This window comes from Moorena sp. SIO4A5, assembly GCF_010672005.1.
In the GTDB taxonomy this organism is placed as follows: Bacteria; Cyanobacteriota; Cyanobacteriia; order Cyanobacteriales; family Coleofasciculaceae; genus Moorena.
The window spans coordinates 24,152-39,363 of sequence record NZ_JAAHHZ010000050.1 but is presented as its reverse complement, the minus strand read 5'-3'; the positions used below and the strand labels follow the sequence as shown (position 1 = coordinate 39,363).

General features: G+C 43.2%; 12 protein-coding genes. 6 read left to right on the top strand and 6 right to left on the bottom strand.

The annotated features are described in order from the left end of the window. The coding region (locus F6K57_RS17120) for a contractile injection system tape measure protein (RefSeq protein ID WP_293069467.1) at nucleotides 1-1,958 on the top strand (1,958 nt) is incomplete at its 5' end. Between the two features lie 438 nt (nucleotides 1,959-2,396). Beyond that, complete coding sequence (locus F6K57_RS17115) at nucleotides 2,397-2,522, top strand: hypothetical protein (protein WP_293069465.1); 126 nt, start codon at nucleotides 2,397-2,399, stop codon at nucleotides 2,520-2,522. Here the strand turns inward: F6K57_RS17115 and F6K57_RS17110 are convergent. Next, on the bottom strand, nucleotides 2,519-3,859 hold the full coding sequence (locus tag F6K57_RS17110) for a TldD/PmbA family protein (RefSeq protein WP_293061412.1): 1,341 nt from the start codon (nucleotides 3,857-3,859) through the stop codon (nucleotides 2,519-2,521). The two genes, F6K57_RS17115 and F6K57_RS17110, sit on opposite strands and share 4 nt — an antisense overlap. A 43-nt stretch (nucleotides 3,860-3,902) precedes the next feature. Between F6K57_RS17110 and F6K57_RS17105 the strand changes: the two genes are divergently transcribed. After that, the gene (locus F6K57_RS17105; protein ID WP_293069463.1) at nucleotides 3,903-4,100 is read left to right on the top strand and encodes a hypothetical protein; all 198 of its coding nucleotides are present in this window, start codon (nucleotides 3,903-3,905) and stop codon (nucleotides 4,098-4,100) included. Between the two features lie 124 nt (nucleotides 4,101-4,224). On the opposite strand, the gene F6K57_RS17100 is transcribed toward F6K57_RS17105, so the two are convergent. Further along, on the bottom strand, nucleotides 4,225-5,694 hold the full coding sequence (locus F6K57_RS17100) for a TldD/PmbA family protein (protein ID WP_293022807.1): 1,470 nt from the start codon (nucleotides 5,692-5,694) through the stop codon (nucleotides 4,225-4,227). Nucleotides 5,695-5,859: 165 nt separating this feature from the next. On the opposite strand from F6K57_RS17100, the gene F6K57_RS17095 reads away from it, so the two are divergent. Both F6K57_RS17095 and F6K57_RS17090 read left to right on the top strand, forming a co-directional pair. Further along, complete coding sequence (locus F6K57_RS17095; protein WP_293069461.1) at nucleotides 5,860-6,246, top strand: VOC family protein; 387 nt, start codon at nucleotides 5,860-5,862, stop codon at nucleotides 6,244-6,246. 472 nt (nucleotides 6,247-6,718) lie between these two features. Then, nucleotides 6,719-7,282 carry a DUF29 domain-containing protein gene (locus tag F6K57_RS17090; RefSeq protein ID WP_293069459.1) on the top strand — a complete coding sequence of 188 codons (564 nt, stop codon included), beginning with the start codon at nucleotides 6,719-6,721 and terminating at the stop codon, nucleotides 7,280-7,282. A gap of 190 nt (nucleotides 7,283-7,472) precedes the next feature. On the opposite strand, the gene F6K57_RS17085 is transcribed toward F6K57_RS17090, so the two are convergent. The 3 genes from F6K57_RS17085 to F6K57_RS17075 form a co-directional block, all read right to left on the bottom strand. Further along, nucleotides 7,473-9,155 carry a CARDB domain-containing protein gene (locus F6K57_RS17085; protein WP_293069457.1) on the bottom strand — a complete coding sequence of 561 codons (1,683 nt, stop codon included), beginning with the start codon at nucleotides 9,153-9,155 and terminating at the stop codon, nucleotides 7,473-7,475. 1,090 nt (nucleotides 9,156-10,245) lie between these two features. Beyond that, nucleotides 10,246-12,924: a cyanophycin synthetase gene (cphA, locus tag F6K57_RS17080; RefSeq protein WP_293069456.1), complete on the bottom strand. Its 2,679-nt coding sequence runs from the start codon at nucleotides 12,922-12,924 to the stop codon at nucleotides 10,246-10,248. Between the two features lie 414 nt (nucleotides 12,925-13,338). After that, nucleotides 13,339-14,190 (bottom strand): cyanophycinase, encoded by an 852-nt coding sequence (locus F6K57_RS17075; RefSeq protein WP_364303277.1) that lies wholly within the window; start codon nucleotides 14,188-14,190, stop codon nucleotides 13,339-13,341. A 214-nt stretch (nucleotides 14,191-14,404) separates the two neighbouring features. Here F6K57_RS17075 and trmD point away from each other — a divergent pair, with 214 nt between their 5' ends. Further along, nucleotides 14,405-15,082 (top strand): tRNA (guanosine(37)-N1)-methyltransferase TrmD, encoded by a 678-nt coding sequence (gene trmD, locus F6K57_RS17070; RefSeq protein WP_293044634.1) that lies wholly within the window; start codon nucleotides 14,405-14,407, stop codon nucleotides 15,080-15,082. On the opposite strand, the gene F6K57_RS17065 is transcribed toward trmD, so the two are convergent. Beyond that, a complete protein-coding gene (locus F6K57_RS17065; RefSeq protein WP_293022830.1) occupies nucleotides 15,079-15,204 on the bottom strand; it encodes a hypothetical protein in 126 nt (41 codons plus the stop codon). The genes trmD and F6K57_RS17065 overlap by 4 nt on opposite strands. Between the last annotated feature and the right edge of the window lie 8 nt (nucleotides 15,205-15,212).

The window sequence follows — 15,212 nt, the reverse complement described above, 5'->3', positions numbered from 1 at the left end:
CACAGTTGATTAGAGCAGAAGAAAGAGCTTCACAACTAGAGATTTTTAGCAACTTTATTCAAACAGGTATACTCTCCGAAAACTTAAGTAAACAACAACTAGAACAATATTGCGATCGCCTGATCACCAATTCCCCAAATCAGGTAAAATATATTGTTCAGCAAAGCCTAAAAAATTCCAAGCAATTGCAGCGGCTTATTTACCAATTTTCGGATTCAATACTTCTCAAAATAGCCGGATTGTTGACTGGGGATTCAGTCCCGTTTATTGCCGACTATAATACAGACATCAAACCTGTCTTGGAACAGCTAGAGCAGACCAGAAATATTCCGGAAGCCAAATTGAGATTGGAGAGATGGCAAGGAATACTTTTCAGTATCTCCTCAGAGAGTAAGACTCAAGTAGATAAGTTCAAGTTAATCGAAGACAATTTATTACATATTGCCAGCAGTAATCGGATTAACTATCCTGAGTTTTTAAAGAATATTGTTGCTAAGATAGAGCATCTAGTCAGAGAAGGAAAAGGATTTAAAAGTCAACTGACAGAAATCTTAGATAGAATCCAAATCCCCAGCCAAGATACACAGTTGATTAGAGCAGAAGAAAGAGCTTCACAACTAGAGATTTTTAGCAACTTTATTCAAACAGGTATACTCTCCGAAAACTTAAGTAAACAACAACTAGAACAATATTGCGATCGCCTGATCACCAATTCCCCAAATCAGGTAAAATATATTGTTCAGCAAAGCCTAAAAAATTCCAAGCAATTGCAGCGCCTTATTTACCAATTTTCCGATTCAATACTTCTCAAAATAGCCAGATTGTTTACTGGGGATTCAGTCCCGTTTATTGCCGACTATAATACAGACATCAAACCTGTCTTGGAACAGCTAGAGCAGACGAGAAATATTCCGGCAGCCAAATTGAGATTGGAGATATGGCAAGGACTATTGTTCAGCCTCTCTTCAGATAGTAAGACTAAACTAGATAAACTCAAATTAGTCCAAGACAATTTATTACATATTGCCACTAGTAATCGGATTAACTATCCTGAGTTTTTAAAGAATATTGTTGCTAAGATAGAGCATCTAGTCAGACAAGGAAAAGGATTTAAAAGCCGACTTCCAGAAATCTTAGATAGAATCCAAATCCCTAGCCAAGAGACACAGTTTATTAAAGAAAGGGAACAACTGGAACACCTATTAAGGGAATTGCAACACCTTGATTTCAATAGCCAGATCTTACCCCAACATAAACAGCAAATTAATCAACTTAAGACTGAAATAGAAATATTACTAAATGAAATCAATAATCCTGCCCAAGTCCAAAGGTCATCAGACCTGATTACACGCTTCAAACAACTACAGAAAAGTATTCAAACTCTTAAACTCAACATCCAACAAGAACTCAAGTCTAATCAAACCAGATTTCCAGATGTTGTCAATACTTTTAGTGACTCTGATGAAATCTATATTTATAATGCAGGATTAATTTTGCTATGGCCATTTCTGACTCGCTTCTTTGTCAAAATAGGATTGGTACAAGATAAGATTTTTATTAATACCATATCTGCTGAACGAGCAGCCCTTTTACTCCAGTATTTAGTTGATAACTCAACAGAAATACCAGAACACAGTTTACCTCTTAATAAAATACTATGCGGTATAGATTTATTAGAACCTATAGACACCAATTTAGAAATCACCCCACAAGAACGAGCAGAATGTGAAAACTTATTATATGCTGTGATTCAAAATTGGTCTATTTTGAAAAATACATCAATAGAAGGATTTAGAACAGCTTTTTTGCAGAGAAACGGTATGGTGAGAGTTCGTGATGGTAGTTGGCTGCTACAGGTTGAACGTGAAACTTACGATATTTTACTAGATAGAATTCCTTGGAGCATACGAGTTGTTAAGCTGCCGTGGATGGATAATATTTTATATGTAGAGTGGTAAGCTGTAGGGAACAGCGGATCTGGGAATAGGTAATATCAAGTCTGCTTGAATACCCATAATTAAGGAGAGGGTGGGGAGATGGGGAGATGGGGAGATGGGGAGATGGGGAGATGGGGAGATGGGGAGATAGGGAGATGGGGAGATGGGGAGATGGGGAGATGGGGAGATGGGGAGATGGGGAGATAGGGAGATAGGGAGATTTTTATTAAGGGTAATTATCCTGACATGATATAATAACCAATTTAAATGCGCGACAGGTTAGCCGGGGAGTTAATCTAAAAAAATAAGCATTCAGCTATCAGCTGAATGCTTAAAAAAGTTACTAATTTTTCAGTTTTATCAATCAACCGTCAACCGTCAACCTCTTAACCGTCAACCTTCAACCTTCAACCTTGGCCAAAAGGCCACGCTACGCGAACAACCTCTTAACCTTCAACCTTGGCCAAAAGGCCACGCTACGCGAACAACCTCTTAACCTTCAACCTTCAACCTTCAACCTTCAACCAAATAACCTTGGCCTTTCGGCCACGCTACGCGAACAACCTTTTAACATTAAACCCTTAATCCCCAGTAATGGACAAACCATCAACCCAGATTTTTGGACACACTCCACCAGAGGTAAACTCAGGCTCTTTTTCCACATAAATAATGGATTTCAGCAGTTCCCGAAAATCTCCGGCTACGGTTGCGGAATCAATACTAGTTAATTCTCCTTTATTCACCATCCAACCATCAAAGGGTAGAGAAAAGGAACCTTCGAGTGCTTTAACTCCCGCATGAAGCGCATTCACCTCATCAATCCAAATCACATTTTCGGCTTGCTCCAAGCTGTATTCTTGTTCAGCAGATTGACCAGGAAAAACATGATAGAAATTAGGGCTAACTGTAACTTTTGCCCCCATATTGGCATGACCTGTTGGTTTAGCATTCAGGCGTTTGGCGCTGCCAGCACTGTGCAGAAAATTGCTTAACACCCCTTCTGTAATTATCGGTACTCGACGAGTAGGTGTTCCTTCTCCATCAAAATAGACCGGTGCCACATTCTTTGGATGTAGCTCATCATCACAGACAGAAAGCAAAGGAGAAGCAATTGGAGTACCTAGAGACTCTGGAGTCGAGAGGCTTTGCTTGTCTAGAATATTCTGAGCATTAAATAAATTAGAAAAAGCATTCAGTAGACTCAGGAAAGCTTCGGGAGAGAACACTACCCGATATTTTCCGGACTTAACTTTCTCATAGTTCAAGTGACTGATGGTTTTCTCAGCAGCTTCTTGCAGACAAGTCTGAATATCCAGAGTTTCCAAACCTTGACTAATCTTATAGGCACCAGCACTACGGGGCTTTTTCCCTTCTTCCTCAGTTTTGGTATAAAGATAAATGGAAGCCGAGGAGCTAGCTTGCTGGCGCAATGCCCCATCACTATTGAGATAAAAGCGCTCAACATCCCGTTGAGATAGTCCATTGTAAGGAACTCCGGCAATAGCTGAGTGAGCGTCCAGTAACTTTTTCTCTGAATCCAGTAGGGTTTCTACTAATTTAGATACTGGCTGTTGAGGCACTTGATTATTGGGAATCTCTGGAATCGATACTGTTGACTCAGGGCTAAAGTCTGGGGCGTTTTCCTTCACCCCAAAACTACTCGCCTCATAAGCGGTTTTTAAGGCTAGTTCCAACCCAGTTGGGTTGGTATCGGTAGTTGAAGTAATGCCTACTTTCTGGTCTTGATTCCAAACCCGTACAGTTACACCAGAGCGATTAGATGCCTCAACCTGTTTTGGCTCACCCTGGTCTACTTGAACACCAGCTTCATCCACTGCAGAGCCATAAATATCGAATTTTTCAATTCCCAGGCGTTTTGCGATCGCAATCGCCGAATCAGCTATCTCATTAATCTTGGTCATCTTATCTTAGAATGTGAATATTGGATTAACAAAAAAAAGAGCGATGATATCAAATCCGGTTAATCGCTTCGGATGTAAGCTATCAGCTATCAGCTATCAGCGAACAGCGATTAGCGCTACGCGCACGCTACTTGAGGTGCTAGCAGGCGCTTTAACTGCACGGGGTCGGATCAGTAAAAAGAGCAGGGATTTTCAACCAGCCGTACCAGCACCCCCCAGCTGGTTTACTACCGACCGTTGATTAACTGACGGCTGATGACTGTTCGCGCAGCGTGCGCGTAGCGCATTAGCTGAATGCTTACGATAAGTCTTTAACCGGAGATGATAGTCTAACACTAGTCCCAAAGCCTGGCTGCTGGGGTAACTTACCGTCCACCAACCGTAATCGAATCTACCTTGATATGAGGCTGACCGACGGTGACATAAACACTGCCGCTAATGGAACCACAGAAACCAGCGGCTAATCCTAAGTCTTTGGAACACATGGAAATCTTATTCATAATTTCCTTAGCTTCCCCAATCAGAATTGCCCCTTTCAGGGGTTTAGTGACTTTGCCATTTTCAATCAAATAGGCTTCATCGACACCAAAGTTAAATTCCCCAGTAGCACCAACACTACCACCGCCCATCCGCTTGCAGTAAATACCTTTATCGATAGACGCAAATAAATCCTCTACCTCGTAATCACCAGGAGCAATGTAGGTATTGCGCATCCGTGAAGCAGCAGCATAGGCATAATTCTGACGGCGGCCACTACCTGTTCTGGGGTGTCCAGTCAGCTGAGACCCTGCCCGGTCGGCGATAAAATTCTTCAGTATGCCATTTTCTATCAACAGAGTTCTTTGGGCTGGCATGCCCTCATCATCCATATCAATGGTTCCAAAGGCATTGTCAGATAACCCTTCATCCCAGGCAGTAAGGCTTTCGTTAGCAATCTTCTCGCCTTTTTTGTCAGCAAACGGAGTAGTTTTCCGCTCAATCTGGGTCGTTTCCAACAGATGTCCACAGGCTTCATGGAAAATTACCCCACCAAAGGAATTGGCCATGATAATCGGGTAAGTTCCAGACTCTACGTAATCCGCATAGAGCATCTTACCAGCAGATTCAGCAACTTCCTCAGCAGTACCATTATAATCCCAGGCTCTTAGAAACTCTGGGTTACCGGTACTACCAGCACGCTTGCCAATCGAAGAGCGATGGTCGCCATCAGCACATAGTAGGTTATATCCCACAGACTGAGTTAAACGAATATCTCTGGCAAAGGTGCCATCACTAGCTGCTACCAGAACTTCCTGCCAATCCCGGAAATAAATAGCCCGTCGGGATTGGACATGGCTAGCCTTGCGCTGGAGTGCCCCATTGGCATCCAGGAGTACTTCTCCCATTTCTGCCATGGAACTGCAACCGGATAGCCAAGTGTCTTTGCCTTTAGCAGTAGCGTAATCCCGCAACAGTTCCAGGTTAGTTTCTGGGATAAAGGCATTAGGGGTAGGTAATTCCAGCCCTTGAATAGACAGGGCTTTCTCCAAAGCCGCTTTTAGCCCCGAAAAGGATAGGTCATTAGTGCTAACATAGCAATCTGACTTACCCCGAAACACTCGGATACCAGCACCAGAGGAAAGGCGGGGAGAAATGCTAGTAATGGCATCATCTTCAGCAAGACAGCTGATGTAGTTGACCCGTTCTAGGAAAAACTCAATGAAATCAGCACCAGCTGCTCGTCCTAATCCCAGGAGGGTGGAAAGGGGAGCTCTCCAGCTTTCATCAAAGCTTGAGGATGTGGATTGGTATTCCAGAGTAGGTAGTTCTTTGGATAGAAGTAGGGTTGGGGGCATATATAATTTCCTTATCCTTTGGATATATATCCTTTTGATGATGGGTTTTATATCTGCCAGTCTAGCAAAATCCTCAAAAGTTGGTTGAATCTGGTTCTATACTATGGGGGATGAGCTTTCTTGATTTAAAATTATTCATCTCTTACTTAATTTCCGATTATTTTTATGAAGACTAAAGGATTTCACCATGTAGCGATTATTTGCTCATATTATGAAAAATCGAAACAGTTTTATGTGGATATTTTAGGGTTTTCGATTATTGAAGAAACCTTCCGAGCTGCTAGAAATTCTTATAAATTGGATTTACAAGTGGGTGATGGGGATAGGATTGAGTTATTTTCCTTTCCTAATCCTCCTGAACGAGTTAGTCGTCCTGAAGCTTGCGGATTGAGACATTTAGCATTTCAAGTAGATGATATTCAAGCGTCGGTGAATTATCTCAAATCCAAGGGTGTGGATGTAGAAAGGATTAGAATTGATGAGCATACTGGGAAGCGATTTACGTTTTTTCAAGACCCAGATGGATTGCCGTTAGAAATGTATGAAAGTTAAATGGAATCGGGAATCGGGAATCGGGAATCGGGAATCGGGAATCGGGAATCGGGAATCGGGAATCGGGAGCAGGGAGCAGTTCATTTATAATAGTAACCCACCCCTAACCCCTCCCAGGATGGGAAGTTAAAATATTGTATAATTTCCTAAGAAGTAAAATTTTCAAGGAAACTCAAGAAAATGTCTTGGGATAGCTACATCGATAATCTAAGAGGTTGTCTGAGAAGTCTCATTTGCTACATCCAAGCCCCCGTTGGTCCCCCGAGCGAGCAATCCCTCGGTCGGGGGACTTTTAGAAGCAAATTGACTCTTCCCCCAAAGTTGGGGGGCTAGGGGGGCAAAATTCAGTATCAAAAAACTTTTCAGATATCCTCTAATTGGACAATCTAAAGACGCTAATGGAAGGTAACAAAATAAGTATAGCTGTTTTTAGCCTAATGAGGTACAAATATTTTTTTACTTCTTCCCTCTTTTGACTTTACTGCTCCCTGCTCCCTGCTCCCTGCTCCCTGCTCCCTGCTCCCTGCTCCCTGTTCCCTGTTCCCTGTTCCCTAAAACCCAAAAACTCCTTACTAGCTTGAGAACAGCTATGACTAAAACAAGTGATCTATATTCTCTGTATGATGTTGATAATGAAAAATGGTTATTAGAAACTCTGAAACTCCTAAAAGAAAAACGACTAGGAAATCTCGACATAGAGCATTTAATTGAGGAATTAGAAGGATTGAGTCGTCGAGATAAATTAACAGTTGAAAGTTTTTTAGAACAAATTATCCGACATTTATTACTCCTGAACTATTGGCAAGAGCAATATGACTATAACGCGAACCATTGGCAAGCGGAAATTATGAGCTTTAGAACCCAACTTGAGGAGTATTTAACTCAAAACCTCCGCAATCATTTACAAGAAAATCAAGCCAAAGTTTATAAAAAAGCCTTAAAATATGTCAGAAAAAAAACCGCTATGATGATTCAATTTCCTGAAGACTGTCCCTATGCTCTCGAACAATTATTAGATCAAGATTGGCTGCCTTGAAAAGCTGATATTTAAGTAGTCAGCGGTCAGTGGTCAGCAGTCAGCGGTCAGCTTTGTGGCACAGGCTTTGGCCTTGGCCAAAAGGCCACGCGGGGCGCGTTTGGCCACGCTGTGCGAACGACCCTGGGACCTACCCATTAGCTGATAGCTGTTCGCGTAGCGTGCGCGTAGCGCATTAGCTGAATGCTTACTAAAATAAAGATTGAACTTGAAGTATTGAGTCAAAGACCACTTGATTGCTAGCAGCGCTGTCATCAAACTCATCAATAGACGTGCTAGGATCAATAAACCCAATGATGTAGTAGGAACCAGGGTTGAGGTTAGGAAAAGAACCACTCCATGTTGCGTAATCCCAATTGAAAGGATCTAAGGAGCTTATTGTATCGCTACCAAGGAACCAGTGAGAACCGCTGGAGTTAGTAACGTCATTGTCTGTAGATGCATAGAAATTGACTTCGAAGTTTCCTGATGCTGCTGTACCGTTGTTACGAGTTACAAAACGTGCAGTTAAGTTATCTCCTGGTTTAATCGAGTTAGATGAAAGGTATTCAAAGTCAGTACCAAACCATTGATCATAATCCACAAGATCAGGTTTATCTACTGGATTAGGATCGTTTGTCTTCCAATCCTCTATCAAATCGGTCATGTATTTCTGTAAGCGAATAGCTTCATTCCGATCAGAAACAATGGCTCTTGTCAGACCAATAACATATTCTGAGCTACCTTCAGAACGCCATACTGGACCACCACTATTGCCTCCAGTAGCATCAAGATGGTGTTTAATCTGATAGTTATTAGCAGAATTAATAGTACCAGAAATTGTATACATTTCCGCAGAATGATCTATTCCAGCAAAACTACCTTGCCAATTATTTTCAACAATTCCCTCACTGTTGATTGTGTTTTTAGGATACCCAGTTATATTGACATTTAAGTCGTTATACCAACTAAGATCCGAATTCCATTGCCATCCCATCCAACCAGTGTAATTACCAATATTGCGATCGAGGGTTAAGACCGCCCAATCATAATTCCAGTGATTTTCATCATCGTCAGCATCAGCAATAATTCCATCACCATCATTATCTGCTGTATAACCGTTCACCGTATGAAAAGAGGTTACACCCACTTGACCATAATATTTTTCTTGACCATCTTGACCGAGATATATGGATATTTCGTCTGCATAGCCACCATTTCCTGCAGAGTCAGAACGAGTGCTGTTGAAGATACCATGAGCTGAGGTTAGAAAATGGTGAGGACCAATCATCACCCCAGATGAACCAAACCACTCATCCCCAAACCTAGCTGTGATCAAACCTACTTTAGTCCAAGGATTGCTGGTCGTATTTGTTACCCTAGTTCTGTCATCATCACCGAAAACTCCATTTAATGAAGGATTTGGATTAGTTCCTGCTGATAGCTGTATTCCAATTTGCTGATCCTCTACGGTTAGAGTGGTGTTTGTATCCTCTTGTCCTAACAATTCTAATTCTTCAGAAGTTGACTCTGCTGCTGATGCTAAATTTGATAATCCATTTTCTTGCTCTGTGGCTGGATCTAAGGTATTAACTTGAACATCAACAACATCCTCTATGTCTTCTGGCAAAACATTGCTAAGTGTTTCCGAACTGTTACCCTCAACAAAAATTTTGTAGTCACCGTCAATAGTTAACCGTTTATAGTCTCTTGCTCCACCATTGAAGTAATCAGAGTCTACTCGTACTAAAACATCATTACGCCATCCGGTCAGAGTATCATAACCAAGATTTCCTTCTGAATAATCGTCATCACGAGGAGTTACTAAATATAATCCAGAGTCAAGTTGCTCGTCGTAGTCTAAACCGTAATTAGTAGATTTTAACCCAGTCATTGCTATTACCTCTAACGTTTGAATTAAGTAGAACTTGTGTATTTCTGAGCAACCGATTACTAACTGCCATGACTACCCTAGTGGTAAGCATTAAGCAATTAGTGCATTAGCTGAAGGCTGAGTGCTGATAGCTGATGCAGGAAGTATCTATAGACTGATCAGGCCAAACACCAAAAGTTATGCAGTAAACTTTCAATATGTTGACAGTTACAGATTCCAAAAAAAATCACAAAAATGCCTCTGTTAGTAGCGAGTAAAAACCTTATTAGTCAAAGCTAGTAAATCGTAATTTTATTGGTTATTGGTTTATTCATTAACCGGTCAGTTCATCTAAAAATCAAGCATATCAAGTCAATTAATTAGCCCATCTAGACCCCAAGACTCACGCGAGAACCATGAACTGACCTATCGAAGACAGATAGTTTGAAGCTGGATTTAAGTAATTAGTTAGGAGTTTTATAAACTTTTGGTATTGATGGCTTACTTATATCCAATCAAATTTTATATCTAACTCAGAGAAAATTTATAAATTTCACGGAAAACTCACTAAACCTTTAACTATATAAAGCTTTGATAAAGATGAGATAAAATATGCATATTTTATCCATTTTTGCACAATGGATGTAATCTATAGCGTTTCTCATAGTTATGAGGTACATTCAATTTTTCCATGGGCCATTCCCTACTCCCTACTCACTACTCTGTGAAACCTAGGACGAAGTACCTGACCCAATTGAGAAACGCTATAATATATTGACATCTCCACTAGAAATGGTAGAGAACACAAATTAACCACTAGTAGCCATTTGCTGTTAAAGAAGTCATACCACCCACATCAAGGTTCGATCCCATGGCTGTATAAAACGCGATGTTCTGAAGGAACATCGCGTTTTATACTTTGGGCTAATCCCATCTAGGGATCACCTTCACTCAATCTTCTGTAGCCCAGCACCTCAATGCGATCGCAAACAACCGTCATCCTTCAACCTACCCTAAGGCAAGGCCAATAACCTTCAACCTTTAACCTTCAACCTTTAACCTTCAACTTTAAACATTCAACCAATACCATTCAACCAATACCAACCGCAACTTAATTGACCACCGATGGCTTCAACTCATCTTCGGTGTCAGCACTGGTTGCCTTAAGGCCATTATCCGGCAAGGGATGACGAGCCTCAATGAGTTTGATCGCACGACTGACACTTTCTGGCAGAATCACCACTAAACCACCATCAGCCACTTTATCCAAACCCCTATCAATTGCCTCTGTTTCGTTGAGGATAATCTCATAGTTGGACTCGCGATTTTCCTCTCGTATGCCCTTACGAATTAACTCAGCTGCATCACCACTGGGACGTCCTCTTAAGTCATCATCTTCTTTGATAATAATCCTGTCAAAGATTTTTGCTGAGAGTCGTCCTAATTCAATAAAGTCTTCATCCCGGCGATCCCCAGGACCACCCACAACCCCAAAGCGCTCTCCCGGCCAGTTGCGCACAAAACTACCCAATGCCTCGTAACTAGCTGCATTGTGGGCATAATCCACTAGAGCATGATAACTGCCAAGATTGAACAAATTCATTCGTCCGGGTGTCTGGTCTACAGAAGCCCGAAATGTGGTCAATGCCTTTCGAATGGCCTCAATCGAGACTCCTTGAGCAAAGGCAGCGAGACTCGCAGCTAGAGCATTAGCAATCATAAAAGGTGCCCGTCCCCCAATTGTCACTGGCACATTAACTGCCTGCTCAATCCGCAGGGTCCAATCCCCTTTGATGATAGATAAATAACCATTTTCGTAAACCGCCGCCAGACCACCACCACTAGTGTGATTTTTGACCAACTCATTCTCTGAGTTCATCGAGAAATAAGCCACTTGACCCTTTACCTTTTCTGCCATTGCTCTGACTAGGGGGTCATCAGCATTGAGGATAGCATAGCCCTTCGGACTCACCACTTCCGCCACAACACTCTTCACCTTGGCCATCTGTTCAATGGTGTCGATGTCTCCAATTCCCAAGTGGTCAGCGGAGACATTTAAAACCACCCCAATATCACATTTGTCAAAGGCCAAGCCAGAACGCAGGATACCGCCCCGGGCAGTTTCGAGGACTGCCACCTCAACTGTAGGGTCTCTGAGAATTACCTGAGCACTTTGGGGTCCAGTGGTATCACCTTTTTCCACCATATATTCATCAATGTAGATGCCATCTGTAGTGGTATAGCCCACAACCTGTCCAGTTTGGCGATAGATATGGGCAATTAAGCGGGTTGTCGTGGTTTTCCCATTGGTACCTGTAATCGCGATGATGGGAATACGGTTAGGTTGCCCATTTGGGAAGAGCATATCTAGGACTGGTGCTGCCACATTCCGGGGCTGACCTTGACTAGGACAAACATGCATCCTAAAGCCAGGGGCAGCATTCACCTCAACCACCACCCCATCAGCTTCCCGTAAAGGCTTAGTGATATCGGAGGTGACAATATCAATTCCAGCAATATCCAGACCAATAATTTTGGCAACCCGCTGTGCCAGCCAGATAGTTTCTGGATGGATGTTATCGGTGTGGTCTACAGCAATACCCCCAGTGCTGAGATTGGCAGTTTCCCGCAAGTAACAAACTTCCCCCTTTCTGGGTATACTGTCCAATCTGTACCCTTGCTTCTTCAATACACTGTCACTGGTAGCGTCTAACACAATTTTAGTCAAGAGATTGTCGTGTCCCTCACCGCGATGGGGATCAAGGTTAGTTTGCTCAATCAGTTCCTCAATCGTAGACCTACCATTCCCCACCACATGGGCAGGGATACGCTCTGCTACCGCTACTACCTTGCCATTGACCACAAGAATCCGGTGGTCAAAACCTTTATAATAGCGCTCCACAATCACAGAGCGGGAGACTTCTTTGGCGGTCTTATAGGCAGTCTGCGCCTCTTCCCAGCTATTAATATCGAGGGTAATGCCTCGTCCATGATTCCCATTCAGGGGTTTAATCACAATCGGGTAGCCACCTACATACTCAATTGCCCCTTCCAACTCATCTAGGAATCGAATCGTTGTCCCCCGGGGAACCGGTACACCAGCATCCCTCAGGATTTGTTTGGTACCTTCTTTATCACAAGCCAACTCAACCCCTAAAATCCCTGAATAATCACTCAATGTGGCTTGAATCCGCTTTTGGTGGACACCGTAGCCCAGTTGAATCATCGCTCTCGCGCTCAGCTGCATCCAGGGAATTTCTCTGGCTTCGGCTTCCTTAACCAGGGATTGAGTGCTTGGTCCTAAAGCTGAATTATTAGCCAGTTCTTGTAAATCTTTCAGGTCTTGTTCTAATTCACTTTGGGGATAGGTTTGCTTATCAATGATGCTACGACACAGCCGCACAGCTGCCCTAGCGGCATAACGACCCACCTGCTCATCAATGTACTCAAATATGACCTGGTAGACTCCTGGTGTCGCTGTTTCCCTAGTGCGACCAAATCCAACCCCCATGCCTGCCAGATCTTGTAGTTCTAGGGCAACGTGTTCAATGATGTGCCCCATCATGGTGCCTCTGGCAACCCGAGCAAGGAATCCCCCCCGGACACCAGGGGAACAGAAATGCTCTTCCAGACTGGGTAGGACAGTCTTTAGTCCCTTATAGAAGCCAGGAATCTCGTTGGAGGGGGTATTTGCCAATTCCTCTAAATCGAGACGCATGACAATAAGTTTGTGATGTCCAATACTCCAATAATTAGGGCCACGTAAAGTCTGGATTCTCAGAATTCTCATATCAACTGAAACTTCGGTGGTGATGCTCGCTGAATGTGCAAGGAAGCCTAAAGACGCAATTCATCAAATAAAATTCGCCTTTATCGCCTACTTTGGCACATTATGAGACGATTGGCACGCTTGAAAAGTCTAGCTCCAATCCGGGAATCAGGGGATCCGGTAGGCTGGTGATTAGATTTGGGATAATCTTATTATTATCAACCTTGGAGATAAAAAAAACTGTTCACACAGAACAGTTTTTTCAAAATTCTCCATAATTATCCATTGCACCCAGCAAGTCCTCAGATGAGTTCCCCCAACTACAGTCATGAGGAAAACCCCTGATTAAGGCGCTGCATCCCTTGGCACAGGGCAGGTAAAGCCATACTCAAAAGTGTGGGCTGGTTATTGCGCTTGTTGTCCAGGAGGTAAGGTTTAGCTTTCTACTGCGAATAACGAACGCTTGTGAAAGTGGTAGCGATCGCCATGACACAGAACATGCACTCGCAGATTGTGGATACTGATCGGGTCGTTATGACCAATCTTAGGCTGGTTGGTGTAAGACATTTCCTTGGGATCAATAATTGTGACAGTGCCTTTACCCATCACTTCTAACCAACCATTTTTTTCAAACAAAGCACAGGTATCTTCATCGATTCCGATGGCCAATCGCTCCGGATGTTCCGAAATAGCACTGATCAGGCGTGCCATACGATTCCGATGGTGGAAATGTTGATCGACAATCACCTCTGGAATGATTCCTAAGCCCATGGTTATATCCACCAAAGAACGATTAGGAAACTCACCACTACCACCACCAGCAATCATGTGATGACCCATAACTGCAGCCCCAGCACTTGTCCCAGCTATGGTAATCTCGCTCTGATGAACCCGCTGCCGAACTTTTTCCATTAAGGGGGTATCGGCTAGTAGCCCGCACAAGCGTAGTTGGTCACCTCCAGTCATGAATACCCCGGTACAGATTTCCAAGTACTCTAGTAAGTCTTGGTTTTCTGCTTGATAGCGATCGCGTATATCTAGCAACCGAATTTCCTCGGCTCCCATGTCTTGAAAGATGCGTTGATAGCGACTGCCAATCACGCTTGGTTCTCTGGAGGCTGAAGGGATAATGGCAAGGCGAGCATTAGTTCCTCCAGCACGCCGAAAAAAAGTTTGCAGGATCTCTCGTCCGTGAACTTTATCTTCAGCGCCGCCGATTACCAAAATAGCTGGTTGAGTGGACTTAGGCATCCTCATTATTTGCAATTGAGATTCTAACTGCTGCATTATATTAGTAATGGGCATGAGGTGAGTTGAATACTTTTGAGTAGTGCTTTTTAGTTAAAATGCCACATTATAGCAATTTTTCCGTTGAATCCGTGATTTTTTAATGATATTCACGCATTATAGCCTTACCATTTATGCATAATCACTGATTATGTATGTTACCCTCTTCTGACAGGATTCTTAGCTCCAGACCCCAAACCCCCCTTAACTCCTTGTGCGATTTGACATTATCACTCTGTTTCCGGATTTCTTCACCTCTCCCCTGAGTTCAGGGCTGCTTGGTAAGGCACTCCTCAAACAAATAGCCGAAGTGCATCTGATCAACCCCCGAGACTTTGCTACTGACAAGCATCGACGAGTTGATGATGAACCCTACGGTGGTGGCGTAGGAATGTTGATGAAACCAGAGCCGATTTTTGCGGCTGTAGAGTCTTTACCCATTTTACCACAGCGTGATGTCATCTTAATGACTCCCCAGGGGCAACCCATGAAACAGCAATTGTTCAAAGAATTGGCCACAGGTTATGATCAGCTGGTGATAATTTGTGGACACTACGAAGGTGTGGATGAGCGGGTATTACACTTAGTCACCCGAGAGGTATCACTGGGGGATTTTGTCTTAACCTGTGGAGAAATCCCTGCCCTAGCCATGATTAACGGTGTCACCCGGTTGCTACCAGGAACAGTAGGCAAAGCCGAATCCCTTAAATTAGAAAGCTTTGAAGCCGGGTTACTGGACTATCCTCAGTACACCAGACCTGCTGAGTTTCGGGGATGGAAGGTTCCAGAGGTTCTGTTATCAGGACATCATGGGGAAATTGACCGTTGGCGTAAAGAGCAGCAAATTCAGAGAACCAAAGAACGCCGTCCTGATTTGTTTGACACTCTCTAAATAGCAAAGGGAACAGGGAGTAGGGAGTAGGGAGTAGGGAATCGGGAATCGGGAGTAGGGAATCGGGAATCGGGAGTAGGGAATCGGGAATCGGGAATCGGGAATCGGGCATGGCTTGTCAAATGAAAAT